A 24,644-nucleotide genomic window follows, 5' to 3' on the forward strand; every position below is an offset into this window, starting at 1 on the left:
GAAAAAAAGCAGCAATTTTTTTGCTGCTTTCAATTTATTTTTCTAAATAATTTAGTGCATCTTCAAAACGGTCCACTGGTACAATCTTCATCTTAGTATGTATTTTCTTTGCAGTCCTGACTGCTTCAGCATAGTTTGTTTCACTCTTTTTAACACCTTCTGGTTGATCAGTTGGTGCAAAAAAGACCTTCATTCCTTGACGGCTAGCGGCTATTACCTTTTTATCAACACCGCCAATCATTCCTACCTTACCATTACTATCAATTGTTCCTGTACCAGCTATTTTCTTAGAACTAAGATTCTTACCAGTAAACAATTGATAACACTCAAGTGTAAACATTAAACCTGCAGACGGACCACCAATATCTCCGGCATCAATTTTAACTGCAGGATCGGTTACGACCTTCGTATGATCTACCAATTGAATACCAATTCCATAGCGACTAGTTCCAGATAATTTAACTGTTTTTCCCGAAAAAGTTAAGTGCTTCTTTCCTCGAATAACTTCTACCTTCACCTTTTTATCTTTCAGAGAAGAAACATACTTAATTAATTCTCCACTAGAAGTAAATTTTCTATCATTCACGCTAACTAAAACATCCCCAACCTTCAACTTCTTCCTAAAAGTTGAAATTTTCATAACTTCCATCACATAAACGCCTAAAAATTCTTGACGATAAGGGACTTTTGCCTTTTTAGCTGCGTAATAGATTGCATTGTTCTGACTAGTTTCCATGTAGTATTGCTGCATTTGATTATATTCAGTACTGCTTGATGTCCCCATTAATTCAGTTTTTGAATACCGACTATCTCCTGGTCTAAGAAAGCTAGTTAAATAATCAATCATAACTGCAGGACGCTCACTCACGGTTACTAGATAAAAATTAGGATTAGGTTTTCTGGTACTTTTAACATACTTACTAATTTGGAAAGCTTCACCTGGTGCCTCAATATAGTATTGCGTAGGCCATAGACAAAAAACAACTGCTATTAAAAATGCTGCTATTCCTAGCAGCCAAAATTTTATTTTTTTATTTTTCTTCATTATTTTGATTCCTCAGCTTTTCTTCCAAGGCAGCTGCCACTGGCTTTGGAACTAGAGTTGAAACATTGCCACCAAAAAATACTGTTTCTTTAATCATACTTGAAGAAATGAAGCTATCTTCTGGACGAGTAAACAATAAAACTGTATTTAACTTTGGATCTAAAGTCTTATTAATTCCAGCAATATCACGCTCATAGTTAAAATCAGTGGTATTTCTCAATCCTCGAACAATTGCCCCTGCATTAAGTTCATGCGCTACTTCAACAGTCAATTCAGCCGGACGAGCAATTACTTCAATATTTTTGTCGTTTTCAAAAACTTTCTTAGCCAAATCTAAGCGTTCTTTTTCATCAAAAAGATATTTCTTACTTGTATTCGTCATAATTACTACATACAGCTTTTCAAACATTCTAGCTGCTGCTTCAACCACTTCAGCATGACCGTTGGTTATTGGATCGAAACTCCCAGGAAAAATTGCCTTTGTCATTTTACTCCCTCTTGTAAACTTTTACTTTTGTTCTACCTAACTGATGATCCTTAATAATTGAAAAGCCAGAAACTTCTGGTAATTCATCATGTTCATCAGTTTCAGCTACAACCAATGCATTTTCACTTAATAAATTATTTTTAAGCAGTTTAGTCATAATCTTAACAATTTTTTGCTTAGCATACGGAGGATCAAGAAAAATTAAATCAAACTTTTTCTCTTCCTCATTTAAAATTTTAATTGCACGATTATCACTGCATTTTAGAACTCTAAACCTATCCTCTTCCTTAGTAAGCTCAACGTTTTTTCTAATAATTTGACATGCCTGACCGCTAATATCAACCAAAACTGCACTGTCATAGCCACGCGAAACAGCCTCAATTCCTAAAGCTCCACTACCAGCATACAAATCTAATACTTGCCCGCCATCAAAAAATTGACCTAAAGAGTTAAATAAAGAGCCTTTTACTTTATCACTAGTCGGACGAGTAGCATTACTTTTTAAAGTATGTAAATTACGCTTAGCATATTTTCCTGCAATAATTCTCAAACTCGTAAATCCTCGTTTTCTTCCCGTAATTTTTCTGCTTCTTCTTTTAGTTCACGCATCATCTTTTCTTCGTGTTCAGCAGAAAAATCAAGCTCATCTGTTTTTGAAGTCTCTACTGACTGAACATAATTCTTACTCTTTAATTCAGCAATTACCTTTGGAGCATATTCTGAACTTACATATAGAACTACATACTTATTTTTACGTGAAAAATAGATAATATTGCCAAATCGGCGCAACTTGTATTGATCGCTAATTTGATAAAGCCAAACAATTACCTGCGTGCGCGCAGTCATTTTATTATTTGGCTCATCTTTAAAAACCAAACTCAAAGTACACTCCTACTTTCTATCATTGCCTTCTTTTCAGCAGCTGAAATATTTAAGACTAATCCTAAAGCGGCAGTTAGAACAATCATTGAAGATCCACCATAAGAAATAAACGGCAAGGTTACCCCAGTGATCGGTAAAAGACCCAAAACTGCTCCTACATTAAAGAGCGTTTCGGTAAAAATCATAGTTACTACACCAAAGCAAACTAAAGCATTAAACTGTGAATTAGCGTGAATTCCTACTTCCATAATGCGCCACATCAAGAAGAACAATAAGGTAATAATCACAATTGCACCAATTACACCTAACTCTTCAGCAGTAATGGATAAAATAAAGTCAGTATATGGTTCTGGCAAATAACCTCTTTTTTGCATGCTGTTACCTAAGCCAACCCCAAATAAACCACCATTATGAATTGCATAATAGGAATTGACTAACTGAGCACCGCCAGTTTTTTCTAATTTGAAGGGATGAACAAAGGCTAACAAGCGCTGGAACTGATAAGAATCCTTAATAAATCCTGGTGTCCAAACCAATAACACTAGCATCAGCAAAACAATCCCAATGAAAAGTCCAATAAGCCAATACACGGCTAACTTAGTGGGAATACCAGAAACACTGTACATCACAAAAACAATCATAAACAGAATGGCTGATCCACCAAAATCTGGTTCTAAAATAACCAGCCCAATCATCATAAATGAAATGACCGTTGGCCCAAATAAATTATGCCAAATCTGACCGGGAACAAACTTTCCATCACGTCTTGATAAAACAAAAGCTAAATATAATACTAAAGACAACTTGGCTACTTCTACTGGTTGAATATTAATAAAACCTAAATTGATCCAACCAACTGCACCGTTAATAGCAGCTTTTCCATGACTAATTACTTTCAAGACAATCAAAAAGAATAGCATTAAAAATGAAATGCCTAAATAAGACATAACAAATTTTCTATTTTTGAATATTTTTAATTTTAAAGCAAAACATGGAATTCCAAAGAATAAAAATGCAGCAACAAAATATATAATTTGCCTTTTCATATATACACTAGGTGAAAAGCCATTTACTAACAAAATATCCGAACTTGCTGAATAGACCATGATAACCCCAATGGTTGACAAAATCAGGTATGGGATCAAGATGCTATAGTCTAAGTATCTTAATTTTTGTCGCACGATATACTTGCCCCTTTAGTTAAATAATCTTTCTTATTATATCACTACCTTTACGGATAAAAAAAAGTAGCTCCACAAAATGAGCTACTTTTAAAAAATCAAATAAGAATTTAACTACTTATTACGTCTCTTATCTGCCTTTTTTCTTTCGTTAGTATTTAAGATCTTCTTACGTAAACGAATACTTTCTGGAGTTACTTCACAGTATTCATCGTCATTCAAGAATTCAATAGCTTCTTCCAAAGTCATAGTCTTAGGAGTCTTAATTGAAGCTGAGTGGTCCTTACCTGCTGCACGGGTGTTAGTTAAGTTCTTACCCTTAGTTACGTTAACAGCAATATCACGTTCACGTGAAGATTGACCTACAATCATACCTTCGTAAACTTCAACACCAGCACCGATGAATAATTCACCACGTTGCTCAACTGATTGAAGTGAGTAAGTAGTTGATTGACCTTGGTTAATTGAAACCAAAGCACCATTACGACGACCTGGTTCCCAGTTCTTAACTACTGGCTTATATGAATCAAAAGTATGGTTCATAATTCCGTAACCAGCAGTTTGAGACATGAATTCATTGTTGTAACCAATCAAACCACGTGATGGTACTAAGAATTCAAGTCTAGTTTGACCATTACCAGTAGATTCCATATTCTTCATTTCACCTTTTCTTTGTGAAAGAGAATCGATAACTGAACCTACATAAGCATCTGGGGTATCAACTTGAACTGCTTCAAATGGTTCACACATTTGACCATCAATTTCGCGGTAGATAACTTTAGGACGTGAAAGTTGCAATTCGAATCCTTCACGACGAAGTTCTTCAACTAAAATTGACAAGTGTAATTCACCACGACCAGAAACAGTCCAAGCATTTAATTGATCAGTTGGTTCTACCTTCAAAGAAACGTCAGTACGAGTTTGACGAATCAAACGGTCTTCAAGTTTCTTAGGAGTAACTTGGTCTCCTTCACGACCTGCAAATGGTGAGTCATTGGCAACAAAGTCCATTTGAAGAGTTGGTGGATCAATCTTAAGAAGTGGTAATGCTTCAGGCTTATCTGCAGAAGCAATAGTTTCACCAACATAAATATCATTAATACCTGAAATAGCAATAATGTCGCCAGCTTTTGCTTCTTGAATTTCGTTACGCTTCAAACCGAAGTAACCGAATAACTTAGTAACACGGAAGTTTTGAGTTGAGCCATCACGTTTCATAACAGTGATGTTGTCCCCAACCTTAACTTTTCCACGGTAAATACGACCTACACCGATACGTCCTACATAGTCATCCCAATCAAGCATAGTAATTTGGAATTGTAGTGGTTCATCAGAATTGTCAACTGGAGCAGGAATATTCTTAACAATAGTATCAAAAATAGGATCCATTGTTTCTTCTTGCTTAGCTGGGTCTGAATCATATGAAGACGTACCATTCAAAGCAGATGCATAAACAACTGGGAAATCAAGCTGTTCATCACTAGCACCTAATTCGATGAATAATTCAAGAACTTCATCTAGAACTTCCTTTGGACGAGCACCTGGACGGTCAATCTTGTTAATAACTACGATTGGCTTAACGCCAGCTTCTAAGGCCTTCTTAAGCACAAAACGAGTTTGTGGCATAGTACCTTCGTAGGCGTCAACAAGTAATAAACATCCATCAACCATGTGCATGATACGTTCTACTTCACCACCGAAGTCAGCGTGTCCTGGTGTATCTAAGATGTTAATTGTAGTGTCACCATACTTAACAGCAGTGTTCTTAGATAAGATAGTAATACCACGTTCACGTTCAATAGCATTGGAGTCCATAGCACGGTCTTCTAGGTTCATGTGCTCTGGCAATGTATCTGATTGTTTTAATAATTGGTTAACCAAAGTAGTCTTACCGTGGTCAACGTGTGCGATAATGGCAATATTTCTAATATCGTCTCTTCTTTGCAAAAGAAATTCCTCCCCGAACTTCATAAAAAAACTGTGACTCCAGTCACAGCTATCTTATGCAAAATAATAATGCAGTTATTGAAGCTTTATATCTCTATAGTTTCGTTTTACAATTCTACTCTAAAAATATCATGCCGTCAACGAAAGTACAAGCTGTGAACTGTTTATTTTTAACAAAAATATTATACCAAAAACTTCGATTATTGCCGTCTTTTCTTTCAATTGTTATCATATTCATAGCAAATTTAAAATTAAGGAGATAATTATTTTGATTTTAATGCATGATATTACGCGCGATGGCAACCCCGTTTTAAGACAAGTTGCTAAGCCATTAACTTTCCCATTAGCTGATGAATACAAAGAATTAGCTGATGAAATGATGCAATATTTAATTAATTCGCAAGATCCTAAAATTGCTGAAAAGCACCAATTAAGAGCTGGCGTTGGTTTAGCTGCTCCACAAGTTGGCAAGAGCATTCAAATGGCTGCCCTTTTAGTTCCAAATGATAAAGGTGAAATTATTTTTAAGGAAGTTTTTGTCAATCCAAAAATTATTTCTGAATCAGTAAGAAAAGCTTGTCTTGCTGAAGGCGAAGGCTGCCTAAGTGTAGATAAAGATATTGAAGGCTATGTTCCTCGTCCTGATAAGTTAAAGATTCATTATTATACAGTTGACGGTGAAGAAAAGACAATTCGCCTAAAAGATTATCCAGCAATTGTTGCTTCTCACGAAATTGACCACTTAAATGGTCACTTATTCTATGACCGTATCAATAAGCAAAATCCTTTTGATTTAGCCGAAGATACCATTGTTATTTCTTAAAAATTTAGTTTTGATTTTTGAAATCAGACGATAGGGCAAAAAACTCTATCGTCTTTTTACGTACTATATATGAAGTAAATTGGTATACTTAAAAGTAAGTTTATGATAAAATTTTAATAGCTATGAATTTCTGCGACTTTTTCGCAGAAGTTTTTTTGAACGTTTTAATATAAGGAGATTATAAGAAATGATCTACAAAGTTTTATACCAAAAAGACCAGATCGTTAATCCAAGAAGAGAAACTACTAAAACTCTTTTTTTAGAAGCAGATAATGTAGTTGCAGCAAGAACTATGGTTGAGGATAATACCCCCTACAACATTGAACTCATCCAAGAATTAACTGGAAACTCACTTGCTTACGAAAAGCAAAATCCAGATTTTAAGCTGACAACTTTCAAATCTGAAGATAAATAACGACCTTGAAATTAAAGAATAACGAAGTCGGCGTTTTCGCTATAGGGGGTCTAGGCGAAATCGGCCGTAATATGTACTGCGTTGAGTACCAAGATGAGATTATCATCATGGACTGCGGTATTAAATTCCCAGAAGATGACATGATGGGAATTAATTATGTTATCTCAGACTATTCTTACCTTGTTAAGAATAGAAAAAAAATCAAAGCATTGGTTGTCACTCACGGACACGAAGACCACATTGGTGGGATTCCTTACCTTTTAAAGAAAATTCCTGAAATTCCAGTTTATGCAACTCCATTTGCTCTCGCTCTAATTCGCGGAAAACTTGATGAACATGGAATTTTAAATTCTAGTGAGCTTCACGAAGAGCATGAAGATACTGTTTTGAAGTTTGATAAGCTTTCAGTTAGTTTTTTCAGAACAACTCACTCAATCCCTGACACTTTGGGAATTGCAGTTCATACTCCAGAAGGTGCAGTTGTCTTTACGGGAGATTTTAAGTTTGACTTAACTCCTGTAATGAGTCAACCTGCCCCTGACTTTCAGAAGATGGCCAAGTTAGGTCAAGAAGGTGTACTCGCCCTCCTGTCTGACTCAACTAATGCGGAAGTTCCAACCTTTACAAAATCAGAAAGATTCGTTGCTCATTCCTTACACGATATCATCACTGGAATTAAAGGTAGAATTATTTTTGCAACCTTTGCTTCTAACCTTTATCGTGTGTCAACCGCTATTAAAGCAGCTGTTGACACCGGAAGAAAAGTTGCAATCTTTGGTCGCTCAATGGAAAATGGTGTTCAAAATGGTATTGATCTTGGCTATCTAAATATCCCAGAAGGAACTTTAGTCGATGCCAACGAAATCAACCATACTCCACCTGAAAAAGCAATGATTTTATGTACTGGTTCTCAAGGAGAACCACTTGCAGCTCTTTCAAGAATTGCAGATGGAACTCACCGTCAAATTTCATTACAACCAGGCGATACAGTAATCTTTTCATCTAACCCTATTCCGGGCAATACAACCAGTGTTAACCACTTAATTAATAAGTTAACTGAAGCTGGTGCTAATGTTGTTCATGGCAAGATTCATAATGTCCACACTTCTGGACACGCTGGTCAAGAAGAACAAAAGATGATGATTGAGTTAACCAAGCCTGAATACTTCATTCCTGTTCACGGTGAATACAGAATGCAAGTTGTTCATACTGAAACTGCTCAGTCTACTGGCATGGCTAAAGATCATACCTTTGTTTTAAAAAATGGCGATGTACTTGCTTTAACTAAAGATTCTTCAAGAATCGCTGGTCACATTAATATCCCAGATGTCTTTGTTGATACTTCTGGTAGTGATGATGTTGGAAATATCGTCGTTCGTGACCGCCAAATTTTAGCTGAAGAAGGTCTTGTGGTAGTTGTAGCAACTGTTGACTACAAGCACCAACGTGTCTTAGCAGGACCAGATATTTTAAGTCGTGGTTTTGTTTACATGCGTGAATCAACTGAGTTGATTAGTCAAGCACAGAAACATGTCTACCACATTCTTAAGACTGAAATGGCTAAAGATCCACAACCAAAAGAAAATGAAATTAGAAAGGCAATTATTGAAAATCTTCAAGATTTCTTATATTCAAAGACTGAAAGAAGACCGATGATTTTGCCAATGCTAATTGAAAAGAAATAAAATAAGCCCCAAACGGGGCTTATTTTTATATGAGTTAGGCAATTAAAAATGAAAAAGGTTCATTTACTTGTAAATTTAAAATCTGGTAGCAACAAAGGCGCAAAAGCTCTTAAAGAAATTGAGGCTGCCCTAAAAAATGAAAAAGTAGCATATGATATTCAAATTTCTACTTATCCTGGACAACTCGTTCCAATTGCAACTACGACAGCTAATGAAATTAATGATAATCATGAATGTATTGTTATAGTTGGCGGTGATGGATCTTTGAATCAGGCTTTAAATGGGGTAAAAAGTTCACTTCATCCTGATACTCCACTCGCCTATTTTCCAGCTGGTACCGGAAATGATTTTGCTCGAGCAGCTAAACTACAAAAGGATCCCTCGAAATTTATTAGGAAACTTAGAAATCAACCAACAGTAACAAAAGTCGACTGTGGTAGATATCAAGATTTAATTACAGGCGAAGAGAAATATTTTGTCAATAATTTAGGAATTGGCTTTGATGCGTATGTGGTTAATAAGACCAATCATTCAAAACTCAAAACTAAGTTTAATAAAATCAATTTAGGGAACTTAACTTACGGAATAAATATTGTCCAAGCACTCAAAGGACAAGATAATTTTAGGGTCAAGATTTCAGCCAATAATCATACTTATTCTTATGATCATGCATACTTAGTTACAACAACTAACCACCCCTACTTTGGTGGTGGAGTTCCAATATTACCAATTGCTAATATTTATAATCGTGAATTAGATATTGCGATTGTAGAAAAACCTAATTTAGCTAAATTTTTGTATCTCTTTTCTAAGCTTCTAATCAATGGATCACATATGCAAAGCAAGCAATTTCATTATTTTGAAGCAAATAAAATTGAAGTAGAAACCTATCAATCGGAATATGGTCAACTTGATGGAGAAGAATTAAATAAGAGAAAATTCCATTTAAAATTTGAAGTTGATCACTTTAATATTTTGAAATAAAGATAAAACAAGCCATCTCATAATGAGGTGGCTTGTTTTGCTAATCTCTTGCTTTTAATTCTATCTTTTCCATCCCAATCATTGGGTTGATTTTACCAGAGTAAATTAAATCAGGAGTTAAGATATAATCTTTAGGTTCAGTTACCTCTTCTTTAACTTCAGTTTGAGCCTGTTCTTGTTTAATATTTTCGTTAGAATCATGCTCAACTACTTCTTTTAGACCCAATTCATGTCTGATCTTAGAAGCTAAATCCGTTTTCCGATCATTTCCGGGTGTACGTAAAGCCATAAGATAGGCCTTTTTTTCTCCTACCATAACGAGATTCTTCTCAGCTCGAGTAATTGCTGTATAGAGCAAATTACGTCTCAACATCATATAATTTTGCATAGTAAGATTCAAAATAACTAACGGAAATTCTGATCCCTGTGATTTATGAATCGTAATTGCATAAGCACGAGTAATATCATTTAAATCTTTAACGCTAAACTCTATTTCTCGGCCATCAAAATCAGCAATTAATATTTTAGCCTTATCATCAGGATTGAGGCCAATAATTTTGCCAATTTGACCATTATAAATATCCTTTTCAGGATTATTTTGCAATTGTAAAATCCGATCACCGATTCTAAAACTTTCATTATGTGCTTCAATTACCTTGGTTTTAGAAGACATTGGATTCATCACATCTTGCAAGATGTCATTCAAGTGGGTAATCCCGCCCTGACCATTATACATAGCTCCAAGGACCTGAACGTCATCCTTTTCAAAACCACGCTTAATAGCTAAATTAACAATTTGATCAATTGCGTCTCCAACTAACCTTGGCTGACACGGAATAAAGGAATAGTTCTTAGTTTTATTAAAAATTATTTGTTCAGCATCTTCTTCATTAATTGCATGAGCTAGCTTGATAATTGATGAATCTTCCCCTTGTCGATGAATTACCTGAAGTCTAGTTGTTGGAAACGCTTCTGACTTAATTAGATCACTAAAAATATTTCCCGCTCCAACCGAAGGTAGCTGGTCTTGGTCACCAACAAATACAATTCTTTTTGTCGAATTAATCCCCGATAACAACTGCTTGAACAGAAACATATCAACCATCGACATTTCATCAATAATTAAAATTTCACCATTTAATTCATTAACATCGGTAGCATCATTTTCGCCAATACCTAGCCCCAACAAACGGTGAATAGTTTTAGCAGAAATATCGGTAATCTCGCTCATTCTCTTAGCAGCCCGTCCTGTTGGAGCAGCTAACAAAAATGGCGGATCTTCACTATACAAGGCTCCACTTGGAATCTCTGCAAGTTCCTTTAAACACATCAAAATTCCATTAATAATTGTTGTCTTACCAGTACCTGGTCCACCAGTAAGAATGGAAATTGGATTATTTAAAGCATTTTTAATAGCTTTTTTTTGCGTTTCGTCATACTTAATTTCAAGTTCTTCTTCAGCATGATTAATTGCATGCTCAATTTTTTCATCACTGAATTTTTCTTTTTCTACCCGATTTTTGACTAAACGCTTTAACTCATTTGAAATATCAAGTTCAGTTTGAAAAATTCCCTGTAAAGCTGCTTTGTCGCCTGACACAACCACCTTACCTTGACGCTGAAGCTCATTCACACTATTTGCCAAGTCGTCATAAGAACTAGCTTGAACCAAATCATATGCCTGAGTTAGTAAATCATCTAGTGCCACATAAGTGTCTCCCAGCGTACTTAGAGCACTCTGCAAAATACTTAAAATTGCACCTCTAACTCTTTTTGGATCATTTAATTCAATTCCAAGTGCTTGACCAATATTATCTGCTGTCCTAAAGCCGAAGCCTCTAATTTCACCAACTGCTTGATAAGGATCCTCTTCAAGTTTTTTTAGAGAATCTCCATGATAGGCTTTATAAATATTTCCAGCAGTTTTTTTATTAATTCCGTATTTAGCTAGCTTAATAACAATTTCTGAGAAAGAGTCCATTTGATTAATCCCAGATAGTAAACTATTCTTTTGCTTTGGCGTTAAATCAAGGTTTTCAATTTCAGTTGGGTTGGACTTAATCAGATCCAAGGCATTAGTACCTAAACTAGCAATAATCTTCTCAGCGGCTTTTTTACCAATACCGGGGAATTTATCAGAACTTAGATATTTCGCTAAACTTCCCTCTTCATGTGGTAAAACTGGTTCATATGAACTAACGCGAAATTGTTTACCAAACTTTTCATGTACAACAACTTGACCAACAAACTTGTAAGTCGAGCCAATCTGAATATCACCAAAATTACCAGTTACTCGGATATTGTCACGATCATAATCTGCTAATTTACTAATCAAGTCTACATCAATAATTTTGAAAAGATCTTGATTATTTTCAAAAACAATTCCGTTAATTCGTCCAGTAAAACTAGTTTCTGCCATTTTTACCTCTAATCAATTTTGCTACAGCATTGTATTGCTTTTGTGCTTGTGCAAAATATTTAGGATCCTGTTCTTTTGATAATTTAAAGTAATTCTCTGCCTCATCAGGATTAGTATCAAATAAAGTTAAACCAAGCAAAAAATTAACTTTTGCATTTCTTTGATCTTCTAGGATCTTACTGTAAGTTTGATTTGCCGCTTTTAAATCACCCAGACTAAGCCAAATGTCGCCAATTAATTCTAAAGTCCTCTCATCCTGATTTTTCAAAGTTAGAGCATAAGCTAATGCCTTTTGATATTGACCTAACTTCATAAAAATTAACGACTTTTGATACATGGTCTCTTCATCGTCTGGAATCGAATTAAGTAAAGCCAGTGATTTAGCAAAATCTCCTTGCATGTAATAACAAACAGCAATGTTATAGGTTAAGGCTTCTGGCTGATCAACAAGTCCACGGGCTTTTTCTAATAATTCTAAAGCTTGATCTGCCGAATTTTGTTCAATCAAATAAGTTGAAAGCTGTAAATAATTTTCTATATTTTTAGGATGATTGTTTATTTTTTTAATCAATAAGTGTATAGCATTATCAACTTTGCCAGCATCATATAAGTTGGCTATTTTTTTATCCATTTTTAAATTGTATCCCTACTAGTAATCTTTCGATCTAAATAGCTTGTTTCATTCCATGCTATTTCATTAAAGGTCTTCCCTTGATCTTCAGTGTCAAGAATCGTCAAGCTAGTATTAGTCAAGCCACCGCGCTTTCTAATATCAGCAACGTCATAACCTTCAAGAGTTCTAATTAATGCACATAGAGCTGCCCCGTGGCTCACCAAAAGCACCTTATCATCTTTATTTGGATAGCGTTTAACAATATCACTAATTAAACTTTTACCACGTTTAATCATGTGTTCAAAGTCTTCACCATGAAAAGTTGATGGATCGTAGCGTTCTGGTGAATAACGAAAGGCCTTAATTTGATCAGGGTATTGACTCTCAGCGTCAACAAATTTCATTCCCTCAAGATCGCCAAGATTAAACTCTTTCAAGCGATCATCTACAATAACTGGAACAGTAATCCCCATATCATTTCTAAGCATTACAGCAGTAGTTAAAGCACGTTGTAAAGGACTAGCATAAAAGGCCCTAAACTTAGTTCCCTTTAAGTACTCAGCTAATTTTTTAATATCTTCATAGCTTTCTGGTAAGAGTGGTGAATTACCACTACCTCCTTGATAGCGCCCTTCTAAATTCCACTTTGTTTTTCCATGTCTAACGAAATATAATTGCATACTTTTCCCTCCACTTTTACTATTTATTATAAGTTTTCAGGACAGAAAATAACAGTTTCTAAAAGCAAAAAGAAGCCTCATTGAGACTTCTTTTGACTATACTAATTGCAATTGCTTTTCATTTTGGTAAGCACGGTCAATAGTTGCCCCACCAAGACATTCTTCACCATTATAGAAAACAATTGCCTGTCCTGGCGTAACGGCACGCGCAGGTTCATCAAATTCAACATGAACTGTATTATCTTTTGCATGATAATGCATAGTAACACCAACATCTGGCTGGCGGTATCTAAACTTAGCAGTGCACTTCAAATCAATATCATGCTCCGGCTGACCAGTAAAGAAGGATACGCCACTTGCATCTAAGCTAGTAGCATATAAAAGCTTACTATCGTATCCTTGCTCAACGATCAATTCATTCTTCTTTAAATCCTTACCTACTACAAACCAAGGATCAGTTGATTCCTTCGTTGAACCTAAGCCAAGACCGGATCTTTGACCGATAGTATAATACATTAATCCAGCATGCTCGCCCACAACTTTTCCATCAGGAGTAACCATCTTTCCTGATTGAGCTGGTAAAAATTCACTCAAGAACTTTTTAAAGTTACGTTCACCAATAAAACAGATTCCAGTTGAATCCTTCTTCTTAGCGGTGGCAAGGCCTGCGTCAATTGCAATTTCACGCACTTGTGGCTTAGTTAAGTTAGCAAGCGGGAAGATTACCTTTTTCAATTGATCTTGTGAAAGTTGACTTAAGAAGTAAGTTTGGTCCTTATTGCCATCTTTTGGTCGCATCATATGTACAATACCATTCTCATCAACCTTAGTAGCTGCATAGTGACCCATTGCAATATAATCTGCATCTAGATCCATTGCAAAATCTAAGAAGGATTTAAATTTTATTTCTTTATTGCACATTACATCGGGATTAGGAGTTCTACCTTTCTTATATTCATTTAAGAAATATTCAAATACTCGCTCCCAGTAATCTTTTTCAAAATTAATAGAATAATAAGGAATGCCGATTTCATCTGCAACTTTTTTTACATCTTCGTAATCTTCAGTTGCCGTACAAACTCCGGAATCATCAGTATCATCCCAATTCTTCATGAAGACGCCGACAACATCAAAGCCTTGTTGTTTGAGTAAAAGAGCAGAAACTGAAGAATCAACTCCTCCACTCATCCCAACAACGACTCTAATTTCGCTGTTATCTACCATTTTATCTTTTTCTCCTTTTAGCAAGGTGCAATAATCTGACGATCCTCAAGATCCTTTAAAATGAAGTCAAGTAATTCAACCATTGGTGCTAATTGCTTATTTTTAAAAATATTAACTTTCTGTAAACCATTAGTATCAGTGACTACCATTGTTAAATGATCTAAATCTTCGTTAATCGTTAACTTCAATTGACAGGTAGCATTATAAGGAGATTCATTATATAAAGGATGCTTATACATGAAATTTCCTCTTTTAGTCTTCGTAAAACCTGCATCAATTAAAGCGTAACGCTTAATTTCTGGACTGATTGTAAATTTACGATTATCGCCATTAATAATTACTGTATTTGCCATAAAATATCACTCTCAATATTATTATCTTATTTTTTGTAAGTGTCAAGTATATAATTTTCACTAACATTATACATTAAAACAAGTTCTAGCCAAAAATGGTTAGAACTTGTGAGTTATTTACTTAATCGTTGACACATTTTAACTAGGCTATCCGCAAAACCTTTAACTTCCTCTGCAGTAGTAAAACGTCCAAAACTAATTCGAATCGATTCTTCAATACGAGGAGAATTTTCACCATACATTGCCTCTAAGACATGAGAAGGATTTAATGAACCAGCTGTACATGCTGATCCACCTGAAACTGCATAGCCATTCAAATCTAAGTTAGTCAAGGCAGAATAAGTTCCAACGCCCTTTAACCACAAGTTTAAAACGTGATGAGAAACTGCTCCCTTAAGTGAGCCGTTAATTTCATAATCAATATCATTTTTATCAAGTTCATCAAGAATTATTTGTTGAAACTTTCGATAATTTTCCTGAAGCTGCTTTTTGTCCATTTCTCTCAATTCTTGGGCAGCTACGCCAAAGCCAGCAATTCCTGGAACGTTCTCAGTTCCTGGACGACGCTTTAGTTCCTGCTCCCCTCCTAAAAGAAGGTTACTTACCTTTAAGCCATTTTTTTCATAAAGAAAGCCCAAAAATTTAGGTCCATTAACCTTATGAGCAGAAGTGGATAATAAATCAATATTCATATCCTTAACATCAATTTCAATATTTCCAAATCCTTGCACATCATCTACGTGGAAATAAGCATTTGAATCTTTAACTAATTCACCGATTTCTTTTAGAGGCATGATTGAACCAACTTCATTATTGACTGCCATTATTGAAACTAAAATAGTATCCGGCGTTAATTCTCTCTTTAAGTCTTCCAAACTAATATGTCCACTTTCATCTACATCAAGATAGACAATTTCATACCCCTCTTGAGCTAAACGTTTCATTGGGTTCAAAACAGAAGGATGCTCAATCCTAGTAGTAATTATTTTCTTGCCAATATTCTTTCTAGCACGTGCTGTTCCAAAAATTGCAGTATTATTACTTTCAGATCCACCACTAGTAAAATTGATTTCTTTATCTTCCGCATTGATTGTTTCTGCTAGTTGGTGACGAGCTGCTTCAACCACTTGACGTGCCTTACGTCCAAATGCATGTTGACTAGAAGCATTTCCAAAATCATTGGTCATCTCACTACTAATTTTTTCAATTACTTTTGGATCCATCGGAGTAGTAGCCGCATTATCCAAATATACATTTTTTCTAGTCATGTTATACCTCTTTATCTTTCTTACATTTTGGAAGTGGCTATTTTATTTTAACATAAAAAATAGACTAAGTTCATCTGAACTTAGTCTACCATCACCCTAATCTAAAACTGTTTCTTCAAGATAAGATGAAATTACGCTGGCTGCTTTAGCACCAACTTCTTTAACAAACTTATCAAAGTCATTATCGGCATTAGCATCGCCATTATCTGAAATAGCGCGAATAGCAACTAAAGGTGTGTTGAAATGTCTAGCAACTTGGGCAAAGGCCGCTCCTTCCATTTCCACACCAAGTGCATCAGAAAAATTCTTTTTAATTTCATCTTTTTGTGCTTCAGATTGTACAAAAGTATCTCCAGTTACAACAAGACCTTCTTTAAAGTCTATATTTTGACTTAAAAGATACTTCTTAAATGCTTCACGTGCTGGGCTATTAAGATCAAATCTTGCTGGTTCACGTGGAATTTGACCTTCAACGTATTCGCCAGCACTAACACAATGTGCATCATGATAAGCAAAGCTATCTACCAAAATTAAATCTTTTCTTTTCACATTTTCTTGCATTGAACCAGCAGAACCAGTCATAAATACCAAATCAATATCTTCTTTAGTTAATAAACTGGTTAAATTCATTGCCGCATTAACTTTTCCAATTCCGCTAAGACCTAAATAAATGTCATTTCCATTAATTGAAAAGTGATCAAATTCAGTTGTACCAAAAACTTCTTTAGTTTCAGACTTAAAATGCTTTTTATAAAATTCGGCCTCTTCTTCCATTGGAACAATAATCGCAATTTTCATTTTTTACCTCTAAATCTAAAGTTTAAATAAAGCGAACAAAACTATGATTAGTAAAACAACAACAATTAAAATTGCATAGTTCAAGCGCTTTTTTAAACGATTAATTCTATTTTCACGCTCTTCTTCTGAAGAAAAGTTCTCCCTTGATTCAAAATTCGAAGATTCTTTAACTGTTGATTCTGAATCAACCGCATCAATAGATTGATCATCTTTCTTCAAGCGCTTAAAATTATCAAAGATTTTTCTTATTTTTTTCTGCTGTTGTTTTTTACGATAATCTGCTCGTTTTTCAGTCATTACTTTGGTTTCCTGTTAAAATCATATTTTCCCAGAATGTAATTGCCATAACAGTCTTGGCATCCATAATTTTGCCTGACGCAATTAATTGTTTTAACTCAGGAAGACTGTACCATTCTTGAGTTAGAAACTCATCTTCATCAAGAGGACGTTTGTGCTCAATTTTTGACAAAGTATCACAATAGAATAAATGAATTTTTTCATCACAGAATCCAACTGAAGTATAAAATTCACTTACCTTTTCCCAATATTCTGCCTTATAGCCGCCCTCTTCATTTAACTCTCTTTTCATTGCATCAAGGGGTGATGCATCTGTTTCGTCAATTAAACCTGCAGGAATTTCTAGAGTTAATTGTTTGATAGGCTCACGCCATTGCTTCACAAGAAGCATTTTTTTCTCATCATTAATTGCAATTGCTGCACTAGCATCGGGATGCTTAACTATTTCACGAGTTGCTGTCTTTCCATTTGGTAGACTAATAGTTTCAACGTTTAAGTCGATAAGCCTACCTTCGAATACAGGCTTGTTTGAGATTTCAGTTTCTCTTAGATTCACTTAATTTCTCCTTTTAGTCACGATCAACATAAACGTTGATACATTGTAGACCCTTTTTTCCTTGTGCTAATTGGTAACGTACTCTTTGACCTACATTTAATTTTTTATAACCTTCTTCTTTAATCGATTTATAAAAAACAAAATAAGATGAGTGCGTTAGATCATCCTCAATAAATCCGTACGCAGAATTCGAATCAAATTGTTTAACAGTACCCTTACGCATTATTTCTCTAAACCTTCTTTTTCTGCTTCAGGAAAGTTTTCGGCTACAATAGCTGCACAACGCGCACATAATTCTGGGAAGCGTGAGTCACTACCAACATCAGTTGTAGTACGACGACATCTTGGACAAACTTCACCAGCTGCATGTTCTACCACAACTGAAGCAGTTGATAATTTTTCTGCATTTTCAGGTGCTTGATCATCACTAACTGTTAAATCAGAAACGATTAAAATTTGTCTTACATTTGCATTTAATTTATCAAGAAGTTTTCTAGTTTCTTCAGTTGGGTAAAGAGTAACGTGTGCTTCAAATGATTTACCAATTACCTTAGCGCTACGTGCTTCTTCAAGAGCCTTTAAAACGTCAGAACGAACCTTCATAAAGTCATTCCAGTCTGCTAGAACTTCATCTTCATTAGCAAAATGCTCTACTTCTGGCATATTAGCAAGTTGAACGTAGTCTTCTGGTTCCTTTAAATAGCCCCAAACTTCTTCCATCGTATGTGGCAAGATTGGCGTCATCAACTTAGTTAACTTAACTAAAACGTCATAGATCACAGTTTGCATTGAGCGACGAGTTTCGCTATCTTCTGGATCGATGTAAAGAACATCCTTAGCAAAATCTAAGTAAAAGGCAGATAAGTCATTTGAAATAAAGCTAAATACTTTCTTATAAACACTATTAAAATCAAACTTATTGTATGCTTCAATAGCTTCTTCAATCAAGCGATTCAACTTGATCTCCATATACTGATCAACACCAGACATGTCTGGGTAAGCAATTGAATTTTGCTTAGGATCAAAGTCAGTAGTATTAGCAAGCATAAAACGCATAGTATTTCTAATCTTACGGTAGCTTTCAGCAGACTGACGTAAGATATCTTGAGAAACAGCGACGTCAGAAGTAGTATCTGCTCCGGCTACCCACAAACGAATAATTTCTGCACCCATTTGCTTGATTACATCATTAGGTGAAATTACGTTACCTAATGACTTAGACATCTTGTGTCCCTTATCATCTAACACAAATCCTTGTGATAAAACTTGCTTATAAGGAGCTTTGCCAGTTACAGCTACTGAAGTAATCAAACTTGAGTTAAACCAACCACGGTATTGATCACTACCTTCAAGGTATAAGTCTGCTGGGAATCCTAAACCATCTCGTTCTTTCATTACACCAGCCCAGGATGAACCAGAATCAAACCAAACATCTAAAATGTCAGTTTCTTTTCTGAATTTACCATTTGGTGAATGCTCTGACTTAAATCCTTCAGGAAGTAATTCTTTAGCAGTGTGAGTATACCAAGCGTTAGAGCCTTCCTTTTCAAAGATTTGAGCAACATGTTCAATTGTTTCTGGAGTAACAATTGGTGTGTCGTCTTCTGCGTAGAAAATTGGAAGTGGAACACCCCAGGCACGTTGACGAGAAATTACCCAGTCACCACGATCTTTAATCATATTGTAAAGACGAGTTTTACCCCAGGATGGAATGAAGTTAGCCTTTTCAATTTCGGCTAAAATTTGATCTCTGAACTTATCAACTGAAGCAAACCACTGCGTAGTTGCCCGATAGATAACAGGTTTCTTAGTACGCCAATCATGTGGGTATGAGTGAGTGAAGAAACTAAGCTTTAAGAGAGCACCAGCTTTTTCAAGCTTATCAGTCACCACTTTGTTAGCATCATCATAGAACATACCAACTAAGTCAGGATCTGGCACTTCTTTAGTAAATCTACCTTGTGCATCCATTGGACCAAAGACTGCCAAGCCATAACGACGACCAACATTGTAGTCATCCTCACCAAAACCAGTAGCATTGTGAACTAAACCAGTACCATCATCATCAGTAACATAAGTATCGTTCATAACTAGACCATATTGACCTAAACCAGTCTTACCATATAGAGGGTGTCTATATGTCATCCGGTCGAAGTCAGTACCTTTTAAGGTTTTGAGGACTTTATAGTCTTTCCAACCTAAATCCTCAGCGACTGCTGAAAGACGATCAGCACCGATTACATACTTTTTACCATTAACTTCAACAACTACATAATCAAATTTTGGATTTACAGTAATTCCGACGTTACTTGGAATGGTCCAAGGAGTAGTAGTCCAAATTACAAGTGAAGTATCTGAATCTAAAATTCCTTTTCCATCTTCAATTGGGAAAGCAACATAGATTCTTGGTGACTTAATGTCATGGTATTCAACTTCTGCTTCTGCCAAAGTTGATTCACTTGACCATGACCAATAAACAGGCTTCTTACCCTTGTAGATGTAACCTTTTTTGAACATTTCGCCAAATACTCTAATTTCTTCAGCTTCAAACTTAGGTTGTAAAGTAATGTATGGATGATCCCAATCAGCCATTACTCCCAAGCGCTTAAAGTCAGCCATTTGCTTCTTAACTTGTTCTACAGCAAATTGACGGCAAAGTTCTCTATACTTTGCACGATCCATGCTTTTACGATCAACGCCTTTTTTAGCTAACTGTTGCTCAACTGGAAGACCATGCGTATCCCAACCAGGAACATAAGGAGCATAATAACCATTCATATTCTTGAAACGAACGATAATATCCTTAGAGATCTTATTTAATGAGTGACCCATATGAATATTACCATTAGCAAATGGAGGGCCATCATGAAGGTCAAAGCGAGGTTTACCTTCATTGAGTTTTAATCTTTGTTCATATAATTTATTTTCTTCCCATTCTTTTTGCCATTGAGCTTCACGCACTGGAAGATTTCCGCGCATCTTAAATTTAGTTTTGCCCAAATTCAATGTATCTTTGACTCTCATAAAAAATCCTTTCTTATATAAAAAAAGCTTCATCCTAAATAGGACGAAGCTTCTCGTGGTACCACCTAACTTGAACAGAACAACAGAATACAGTTATTCCATTCCACTTATATCTGTGTATCGCACAGACAAACGTTTAAGCCAATTGGCAGCTGATTAACTTTCGACAAGTGTTAGTCTTTCACCATCACTAACTCGCTAAATCGTCTACTTGTTGGTACTGTCGACTTAAATTAGTTATTTTTTAAATCATCAGGGAAAATAATTACAGGACCATTACGCCGCTGAGTATTTTCTTCTGTAGCATGCATACTTTCCTTAACTGGACTATCTCCAGTCAAGACACCTGGTTTATCTTCCTTTTCTTGAACAGAGTTTACTTCATTTACCGCATTATTGTCAACCTCTGGATTAGCTGATGCAACATTTTCTTGTGGTGCTACTTCGTTATCCATTGGGCCATCAGGAATTGACTCATCTTCAACTGGTTGCGATCCATCTGCTGGGTACAAACGTGAACGACCATAATATTTATCTAAATAGTATTGCCAATCTGAATCACTTAATTCTTTAACTTGATCCTTTAACATTCCTTGAATGGCTTCTCTGAAGTCTTCAACTTTTCCCTTCAGTAAATCATAATCATGATTCAAAGTATCATATTGGCTCTGAAGTTCAGCTCTCTTTTTATCACCGTCATCTTGAGCCTTCTTAAGAATATCATCTGCGTCTTGATTAGCTTTTTTGATAATTTCTTGAGCTTCGATATTTGTCTTCTTTTTAATTTCTTCAGCATTTTCTTGTGCAGAAATTAAAGATTCATTGATCGAATCTTTTACTTTGTCATATTTATCAACACGTTTTTTTAATTCAACATTTTCATTTTTTAAATCAACAATTTGATCAAGTGCATCTCCATATGCATCAACAATTCGATCTAAAAAACTATCTACCTGCTTGGAATCATATCCACGAAGTTTAGTTGCAAACTCCTTATTATGGATATCCATTGGCGTTAATGTCATATTATCACCTTTTCTTTGCCTGCCATGCCTTTATTTCAAGTCGTTTCTTACCTTTCTTCGTAGTGGCAAGATTAATAATCTCATATCTACCATAATGGCGAATACTAAACATATCCTGTACAGAAACAATTATATTAGATTGAGCTACAAGATGCCAATTTAATTTCACTTCACCATCTGCAATAATTTTCTTAACCTGGCTTCTACTTAAATTGGTAACAGCGCTAACCACTGCATCTAAACGTAAAGAAATGGTAATTACACTCAATTCTTTACTATCATCTTCTTGCGCTAAAACTTTTGAAAGTGGAAGGTCATGTAATTTTACTTTTGTTCTGCCAACACGAGTAACTTGTTCAATGAAATAATCCTTCAATTCTGTTTTAACAAAAAACTGCCACTTTCCATTCTCATCATTGATAATATCCCCAAAAGTATCTAATTCAATGCCTAGATGGGTTAAAACTCCCAAAATTTGACTATGTGTAAGTTCAGACCATTTTTGCGGATAATCAATTTCCAAAAGCGTAACTTTAAACATCGACGGCTCATATGCTTGACCCCAATCACATAGAAGCAACCTCTTTTTTTCAGCATTTGAAAAGCCACCAAAACTATACAATTGTGCATAGCCACCAACAATTTCTCTAAAAATATATTGTTCCCTAGGATTTAAGAAATCAGTTAAAATCGGCTCATTTTTAAATAAAAATTGATTAAAAAGACCGACGAAATAATCTACCGTCGGTCTTTCACTTTCATCAAAATGTTGATAAAAACTACTAGCTTGTCTTTTTTCCATTTTATCTAATAAGAACGTACCTAATTATATTTGCTATCCAATAAAGAACATAATTATTTACAAAATAAATTACTAATAAAGCTACCACTGGAGCAAAAGAAATCCCAGCTATTGGAGGGATAAAACGTTCAAATATCTCCAAATAAGGCTCAACGATTTTTCCTAGTACTCGTCCAACTTTAGTTACAAGTAACCTTGGAATCCAAGTTAGTAAAGTATAAATTACAATCAGAAAGCTATAGATATTCAATAAATCGGAAATGATACGTAATATCCAGCCTACAATTGAAAATATCATTAATCCATTTTGTCTTTCTTTTCAACTAATTCAGCAATTTTGCCATCAGTTTCAAATTTAGGTGGAGTTGCCAAAAAGATCTTATCGCCTACGCGCTGAATTTCACCGTTTAGAGCATAAACAGTACCAGTAATAAAATCAACTATTCTACGTGCTTGTTCATCATCCATACGAGCAAAATTAATAATAACAGCCTTGTTATTTAGAAGATTTTGAGCTACTTCTTTTGCATCGGAATATACACGTGGTTCGTACAATACAATCTTGCTAGTAGCACCTACGCCTGAATTGATAGAAACAACGTTAGCTCTTCTCTCATTTTTTTGAGCTTGAGGAACTTCTTCCTCTTGTTGTTCTGCTTCAGTATATGGTGCTTCATTCATTTCATCATCTTCAGCAATGCCAAAAAATCTGCCTAATTTATCAAAAGCCATAATTTTTCCTCCAAATATTAATCCTGACGACGATGCTTGAAGAATGGAATATCATTGTCTGATTCATCATCTGCACTAGTTTCAATTTGAGAAATCTTTGAATCGTCTGAACTAAATGAATCGAACTCATCGTCATCTTTTTCTTCATTTTCTACAGGTTGTGGACGCTTATTCTCTTTTCTATCTTGCTTCCAAACGCTTGTGGGGTCAAGTAAAGTATCTTGAGATTCTTTCTTTTCTGCATTTACTTCATGAGTAACAGGAGTGGAAGTTTCTTTTGAAACTGTGTTTTCAACTTTAACTTCTGAAGCTTCCATCGGTGAAGGTGTTGTTTCAGTTTCTTCCTTTTTTACAGGTTCTGGATTTACCACTTCTTGACGGGTTGGACGTGAAGGGCGACGCATCGGTTGCTTTGAAGCCTCTTCTTCTGCTTTTGAGTCAATTCCAGTAGCAATTACTGTAACTACAACTTCATCACCCAAGTTTGCATTAATTGATGTACCAAAAATAATGTTTACTCCATCACCAGCAGCTTTTGAAACAATATCAGAAGCATCTTGGGCTTCAAACAAAGTTAAATCTGGTCCACCAGTAATGTTAAGCAATACTTGCTTAGCGCCATCAATTGAAACTTCCAATAGTGGAGAAGAAATAGCGAGCTTTGTAGCTTCAACAGTTCTATTTTCACCACTAGCACGCCCAATTCCCATTAAGGCTGCACCTTGATTTTCCATAACAGTCTTAACGTCAGCAAAGTCAAGGTTCACATAGTCAGTTGAAGTAATCAAATCAGAGATACCTTGAACACCTTGACGAAGAACATTATCAGCTTCTTTAAAGGCATCCATCATAGGCGTCTTCTTATCGACCATTTCTAATAAACGATTATTAGCAATGATAACTAAAGTATCGACATATTGCTTTAATTGAGCAATTCCTTCCGCCGCATTTTTTGAACGCTTTGGTCCTTCGAAAGTGAATGGACGAGTAACTACTCCAACAGTTAAAGCACCAGTTTCACGTGCAATCTTAGCAATTACTGGAGCAGCACCAGTACCAGTACCACCACCCATACCAGCGGTAATAAAGATCATATCAGCACCCTTAAGTGAGTCTTCAATTGTCTGTTGACTCTCTTCGGCAGCCTTTTGACCAACCTCTGGATGAGAGCCCGCACCTAAACCACGAGTAAGTTTAGGTCCAAGTTGAATCTTGTTTTCTGCTTTATTGCTATTAAGAGCTTGTACATCAGTATTTGCAGCAATAAAAGAAACACCTTGTACTCCCTCATCAATCATTCGGTTAACGGCATTACCACCGGCACCACCGACACCGATTACTTTAATGACTGCGTTTTTGTTGTCATCAGAATCGAAAGTAAAATCCATTTACTAAACCACCTTA

At 35.5% G+C, this 24,644-nt stretch carries 26 protein-coding genes; 4 read left to right on the plus strand and 22 right to left on the minus strand.

The window, feature by feature from the left end; all coding sequences use genetic code 11:
- Positions 1–34: 34 nt before the first annotated feature.
- From LGAS_RS05780 to typA, 6 genes are all read right to left on the minus strand, one after another.
- Positions 35–1,045: a SepM family pheromone-processing serine protease gene (locus tag LGAS_RS05780; RefSeq protein WP_003647129.1), complete on the minus strand. Its 1,011-nt coding sequence runs from the start codon at positions 1,043–1,045 to the stop codon at positions 35–37.
- Positions 1,032–1,532: a pantetheine-phosphate adenylyltransferase gene (gene coaD / locus LGAS_RS05785; RefSeq protein WP_003647128.1), complete on the minus strand. Its 501-nt coding sequence runs from the start codon at positions 1,530–1,532 to the stop codon at positions 1,032–1,034. Before coaD ends, LGAS_RS05780 begins: the two co-directional genes overlap by 14 nt.
- Before the next feature lies 1 nt (position 1,533).
- Complete coding sequence (gene rsmD / locus LGAS_RS05790; protein ID WP_003654386.1) at positions 1,534–2,082, minus strand: 16S rRNA (guanine(966)-N(2))-methyltransferase RsmD; 549 nt, start codon at positions 2,080–2,082, stop codon at positions 1,534–1,536.
- Positions 2,079–2,414: a YlbG family protein gene (locus LGAS_RS05795; protein ID WP_003647127.1), complete on the minus strand. Its 336-nt coding sequence runs from the start codon at positions 2,412–2,414 to the stop codon at positions 2,079–2,081. The genes rsmD and LGAS_RS05795 overlap by 4 nt, the downstream gene beginning before the upstream one ends.
- Positions 2,411–3,595, minus strand: a complete 1,185-nt coding sequence (locus LGAS_RS05800; protein ID WP_003647126.1) for an FtsW/RodA/SpoVE family cell cycle protein — start codon at positions 3,593–3,595, stop codon at positions 2,411–2,413. Before LGAS_RS05800 ends, LGAS_RS05795 begins: the two co-directional genes overlap by 4 nt.
- Positions 3,596–3,709: 114 nt before the next feature.
- Positions 3,710–5,566 (minus strand): translational GTPase TypA, encoded by a 1,857-nt coding sequence (typA, locus tag LGAS_RS05805; protein WP_003647125.1) that lies wholly within the window; start codon positions 5,564–5,566, stop codon positions 3,710–3,712.
- A gap of 244 nt (positions 5,567–5,810) precedes the next feature.
- On the opposite strand from typA, the gene def reads away from it, so the two are divergent.
- The 4 genes from def (at position 5,811) to LGAS_RS05825 (ending at position 9,449) form a co-directional block, all read left to right on the plus strand.
- On the plus strand, positions 5,811–6,365 hold the full coding sequence (def, locus tag LGAS_RS05810) for a peptide deformylase (protein ID WP_003647123.1): 555 nt from the start codon (positions 5,811–5,813) through the stop codon (positions 6,363–6,365).
- Between the two features lie 187 nt (positions 6,366–6,552).
- Positions 6,553–6,780 (plus strand): DNA-dependent RNA polymerase subunit epsilon, encoded by a 228-nt coding sequence (locus LGAS_RS05815; RefSeq protein ID WP_003647122.1) that lies wholly within the window; start codon positions 6,553–6,555, stop codon positions 6,778–6,780.
- Positions 6,781–6,785: 5 nt separating this feature from the next.
- Entirely contained in the window at positions 6,786–8,465 is a 1,680-nt protein-coding gene (rnjA, locus tag LGAS_RS05820; protein WP_003647121.1) for a ribonuclease J1, read from the plus strand.
- A gap of 48 nt (positions 8,466–8,513) precedes the next feature.
- Positions 8,514–9,449 carry a diacylglycerol/lipid kinase family protein gene (locus tag LGAS_RS05825; protein ID WP_003647120.1) on the plus strand — a complete coding sequence of 312 codons (936 nt, stop codon included), beginning with the start codon at positions 8,514–8,516 and terminating at the stop codon, positions 9,447–9,449.
- 40 nt (positions 9,450–9,489) lie between these two features.
- Here LGAS_RS05825 and recD2 read toward each other — a convergent pair whose 3' ends face one another.
- From recD2 to ftsZ, 16 genes are all read right to left on the minus strand, one after another.
- On the minus strand, positions 9,490–11,868 hold the full coding sequence (gene recD2, locus LGAS_RS05830) for an SF1B family DNA helicase RecD2 (protein ID WP_003647119.1): 2,379 nt from the start codon (positions 11,866–11,868) through the stop codon (positions 9,490–9,492).
- Positions 11,855–12,499 carry a tetratricopeptide repeat protein gene (locus LGAS_RS05835; RefSeq protein ID WP_003647118.1) on the minus strand — a complete coding sequence of 215 codons (645 nt, stop codon included), beginning with the start codon at positions 12,497–12,499 and terminating at the stop codon, positions 11,855–11,857. The genes recD2 and LGAS_RS05835 overlap by 14 nt, the downstream gene beginning before the upstream one ends.
- Positions 12,500–12,501: 2 nt before the next feature.
- Positions 12,502–13,161, minus strand: a complete 660-nt coding sequence (locus LGAS_RS05840) for a histidine phosphatase family protein (protein WP_003647117.1) — start codon at positions 13,159–13,161, stop codon at positions 12,502–12,504.
- A gap of 96 nt (positions 13,162–13,257) precedes the next feature.
- On the minus strand, positions 13,258–14,385 hold the full coding sequence (gene mnmA / locus LGAS_RS05845) for a tRNA 2-thiouridine(34) synthase MnmA (RefSeq protein ID WP_003647116.1): 1,128 nt from the start codon (positions 14,383–14,385) through the stop codon (positions 13,258–13,260).
- A gap of 17 nt (positions 14,386–14,402) precedes the next feature.
- On the minus strand, positions 14,403–14,738 hold the full coding sequence (locus LGAS_RS05850; RefSeq protein ID WP_003647115.1) for a DUF1831 domain-containing protein: 336 nt from the start codon (positions 14,736–14,738) through the stop codon (positions 14,403–14,405).
- A gap of 113 nt (positions 14,739–14,851) precedes the next feature.
- The gene (locus tag LGAS_RS05855; RefSeq protein WP_003647114.1) at positions 14,852–16,006 is read right to left on the minus strand and encodes a cysteine desulfurase family protein; all 1,155 of its coding nucleotides are present in this window, start codon (positions 16,004–16,006) and stop codon (positions 14,852–14,854) included.
- A gap of 96 nt (positions 16,007–16,102) precedes the next feature.
- Positions 16,103–16,804, minus strand: a complete 702-nt coding sequence (locus LGAS_RS05860; protein ID WP_003647113.1) for a 5'-methylthioadenosine/adenosylhomocysteine nucleosidase — start codon at positions 16,802–16,804, stop codon at positions 16,103–16,105.
- Positions 16,805–16,819: 15 nt separating this feature from the next.
- Complete coding sequence (locus LGAS_RS05865) at positions 16,820–17,101, minus strand: hypothetical protein (RefSeq protein WP_003647112.1); 282 nt, start codon at positions 17,099–17,101, stop codon at positions 16,820–16,822.
- Positions 17,094–17,657, minus strand: coding sequence for an NUDIX hydrolase (locus LGAS_RS05870; protein ID WP_003647111.1), 564 nt, complete (start codon positions 17,655–17,657; stop codon positions 17,094–17,096). Before LGAS_RS05870 ends, LGAS_RS05865 begins: the two co-directional genes overlap by 8 nt.
- Before the next feature lie 13 nt (positions 17,658–17,670).
- Entirely contained in the window at positions 17,671–17,880 is a 210-nt protein-coding gene (locus LGAS_RS05875; protein WP_003647110.1) for a cold-shock protein, read from the minus strand.
- Positions 17,880–20,681 carry an isoleucine--tRNA ligase gene (gene ileS / locus LGAS_RS05880; protein ID WP_003654366.1) on the minus strand — a complete coding sequence of 934 codons (2,802 nt, stop codon included), beginning with the start codon at positions 20,679–20,681 and terminating at the stop codon, positions 17,880–17,882. Before ileS ends, LGAS_RS05875 begins: the two co-directional genes overlap by 1 nt.
- Positions 20,682–20,914: 233 nt before the next feature.
- Positions 20,915–21,706, minus strand: a complete 792-nt coding sequence (locus LGAS_RS05885; RefSeq protein WP_003647108.1) for a DivIVA domain-containing protein — start codon at positions 21,704–21,706, stop codon at positions 20,915–20,917.
- Positions 21,707–21,710: 4 nt separating this feature from the next.
- Positions 21,711–22,508, minus strand: coding sequence for a YlmH family RNA-binding protein (locus LGAS_RS05890; RefSeq protein ID WP_003654359.1), 798 nt, complete (start codon positions 22,506–22,508; stop codon positions 21,711–21,713).
- A gap of 1 nt (position 22,509) precedes the next feature.
- On the minus strand, positions 22,510–22,806 hold the full coding sequence (locus LGAS_RS05895) for a YggT family protein (protein WP_003647107.1): 297 nt from the start codon (positions 22,804–22,806) through the stop codon (positions 22,510–22,512).
- Complete coding sequence (locus LGAS_RS05900; protein ID WP_003647106.1) at positions 22,806–23,240, minus strand: cell division protein SepF; 435 nt, start codon at positions 23,238–23,240, stop codon at positions 22,806–22,808. Before LGAS_RS05900 ends, LGAS_RS05895 begins: the two co-directional genes overlap by 1 nt.
- Before the next feature lie 17 nt (positions 23,241–23,257).
- Positions 23,258–24,628: a cell division protein FtsZ gene (ftsZ, locus tag LGAS_RS05905; RefSeq protein ID WP_011678911.1), complete on the minus strand. Its 1,371-nt coding sequence runs from the start codon at positions 24,626–24,628 to the stop codon at positions 23,258–23,260.
- Positions 24,629–24,644 lie beyond the last annotated feature (16 nt).

It is taken from the genome of Lactobacillus gasseri ATCC 33323 = JCM 1131, assembly GCF_000014425.1.
In the GTDB taxonomy this organism is placed as follows: Bacteria; Bacillota; Bacilli; order Lactobacillales; family Lactobacillaceae; genus Lactobacillus; species Lactobacillus gasseri.

Coding starts and splice junctions, on each gene's coding strand:
- LGAS_RS05885 (WP_003647108.1), bottom strand. CDS start 21,706: ATGACATTAACGCCAATGGATATCCATAATAAGGAGTTTGCAACTAAA.
- LGAS_RS05840 (WP_003647117.1), bottom strand. CDS start 13,161: ATGCAATTATATTTCGTTAGACATGGAAAAACAAAGTGGAATTTAGAA.
- recD2 (WP_003647119.1), bottom strand. CDS start 11,868: ATGGCAGAAACTAGTTTTACTGGACGAATTAACGGAATTGTTTTTGAA.
- LGAS_RS05875 (WP_003647110.1), bottom strand. CDS start 17,880: ATGCGTAAGGGTACTGTTAAACAATTTGATTCGAATTCTGCGTACGGA.
- LGAS_RS05860 (WP_003647113.1), bottom strand. CDS start 16,804: ATGAAAATTGCGATTATTGTTCCAATGGAAGAAGAGGCCGAATTTTAT.
- LGAS_RS05900 (WP_003647106.1), bottom strand. CDS start 23,240: ATGGCTTTTGATAAATTAGGCAGATTTTTTGGCATTGCTGAAGATGAT.
- LGAS_RS05825 (WP_003647120.1), top strand. CDS start 8,514: ATGAAAAAGGTTCATTTACTTGTAAATTTAAAATCTGGTAGCAACAAA.
- LGAS_RS05815 (WP_003647122.1), top strand. CDS start 6,553: ATGATCTACAAAGTTTTATACCAAAAAGACCAGATCGTTAATCCAAGA.
- LGAS_RS05855 (WP_003647114.1), bottom strand. CDS start 16,006: ATGACTAGAAAAAATGTATATTTGGATAATGCGGCTACTACTCCGATG.
- LGAS_RS05890 (WP_003654359.1), bottom strand. CDS start 22,508: ATGGAAAAAAGACAAGCTAGTAGTTTTTATCAACATTTTGATGAAAGT.
- ftsZ (WP_011678911.1), bottom strand. CDS start 24,628: ATGGATTTTACTTTCGATTCTGATGACAACAAAAACGCAGTCATTAAA.
- coaD (WP_003647128.1), bottom strand. CDS start 1,532: ATGACAAAGGCAATTTTTCCTGGGAGTTTCGATCCAATAACCAACGGT.
- LGAS_RS05850 (WP_003647115.1), bottom strand. CDS start 14,738: ATGGCAAATACAGTAATTATTAATGGCGATAATCGTAAATTTACAATC.
- LGAS_RS05865 (WP_003647112.1), bottom strand. CDS start 17,101: ATGACTGAAAAACGAGCAGATTATCGTAAAAAACAACAGCAGAAAAAA.
- mnmA (WP_003647116.1), bottom strand. CDS start 14,385: ATGGTAGATAACAGCGAAATTAGAGTCGTTGTTGGGATGAGTGGAGGA.
- LGAS_RS05780 (WP_003647129.1), bottom strand. CDS start 1,045: ATGAAGAAAAATAAAAAAATAAAATTTTGGCTGCTAGGAATAGCAGCA.
- LGAS_RS05835 (WP_003647118.1), bottom strand. CDS start 12,499: ATGGATAAAAAAATAGCCAACTTATATGATGCTGGCAAAGTTGATAAT.
- ileS (WP_003654366.1), bottom strand. CDS start 20,681: ATGAGAGTCAAAGATACATTGAATTTGGGCAAAACTAAATTTAAGATG.
- LGAS_RS05895 (WP_003647107.1), bottom strand. CDS start 22,806: ATGATATTTTCAATTGTAGGCTGGATATTACGTATCATTTCCGATTTA.
- typA (WP_003647125.1), bottom strand. CDS start 5,566: ATGAAGTTCGGGGAGGAATTTCTTTTGCAAAGAAGAGACGATATTAGA.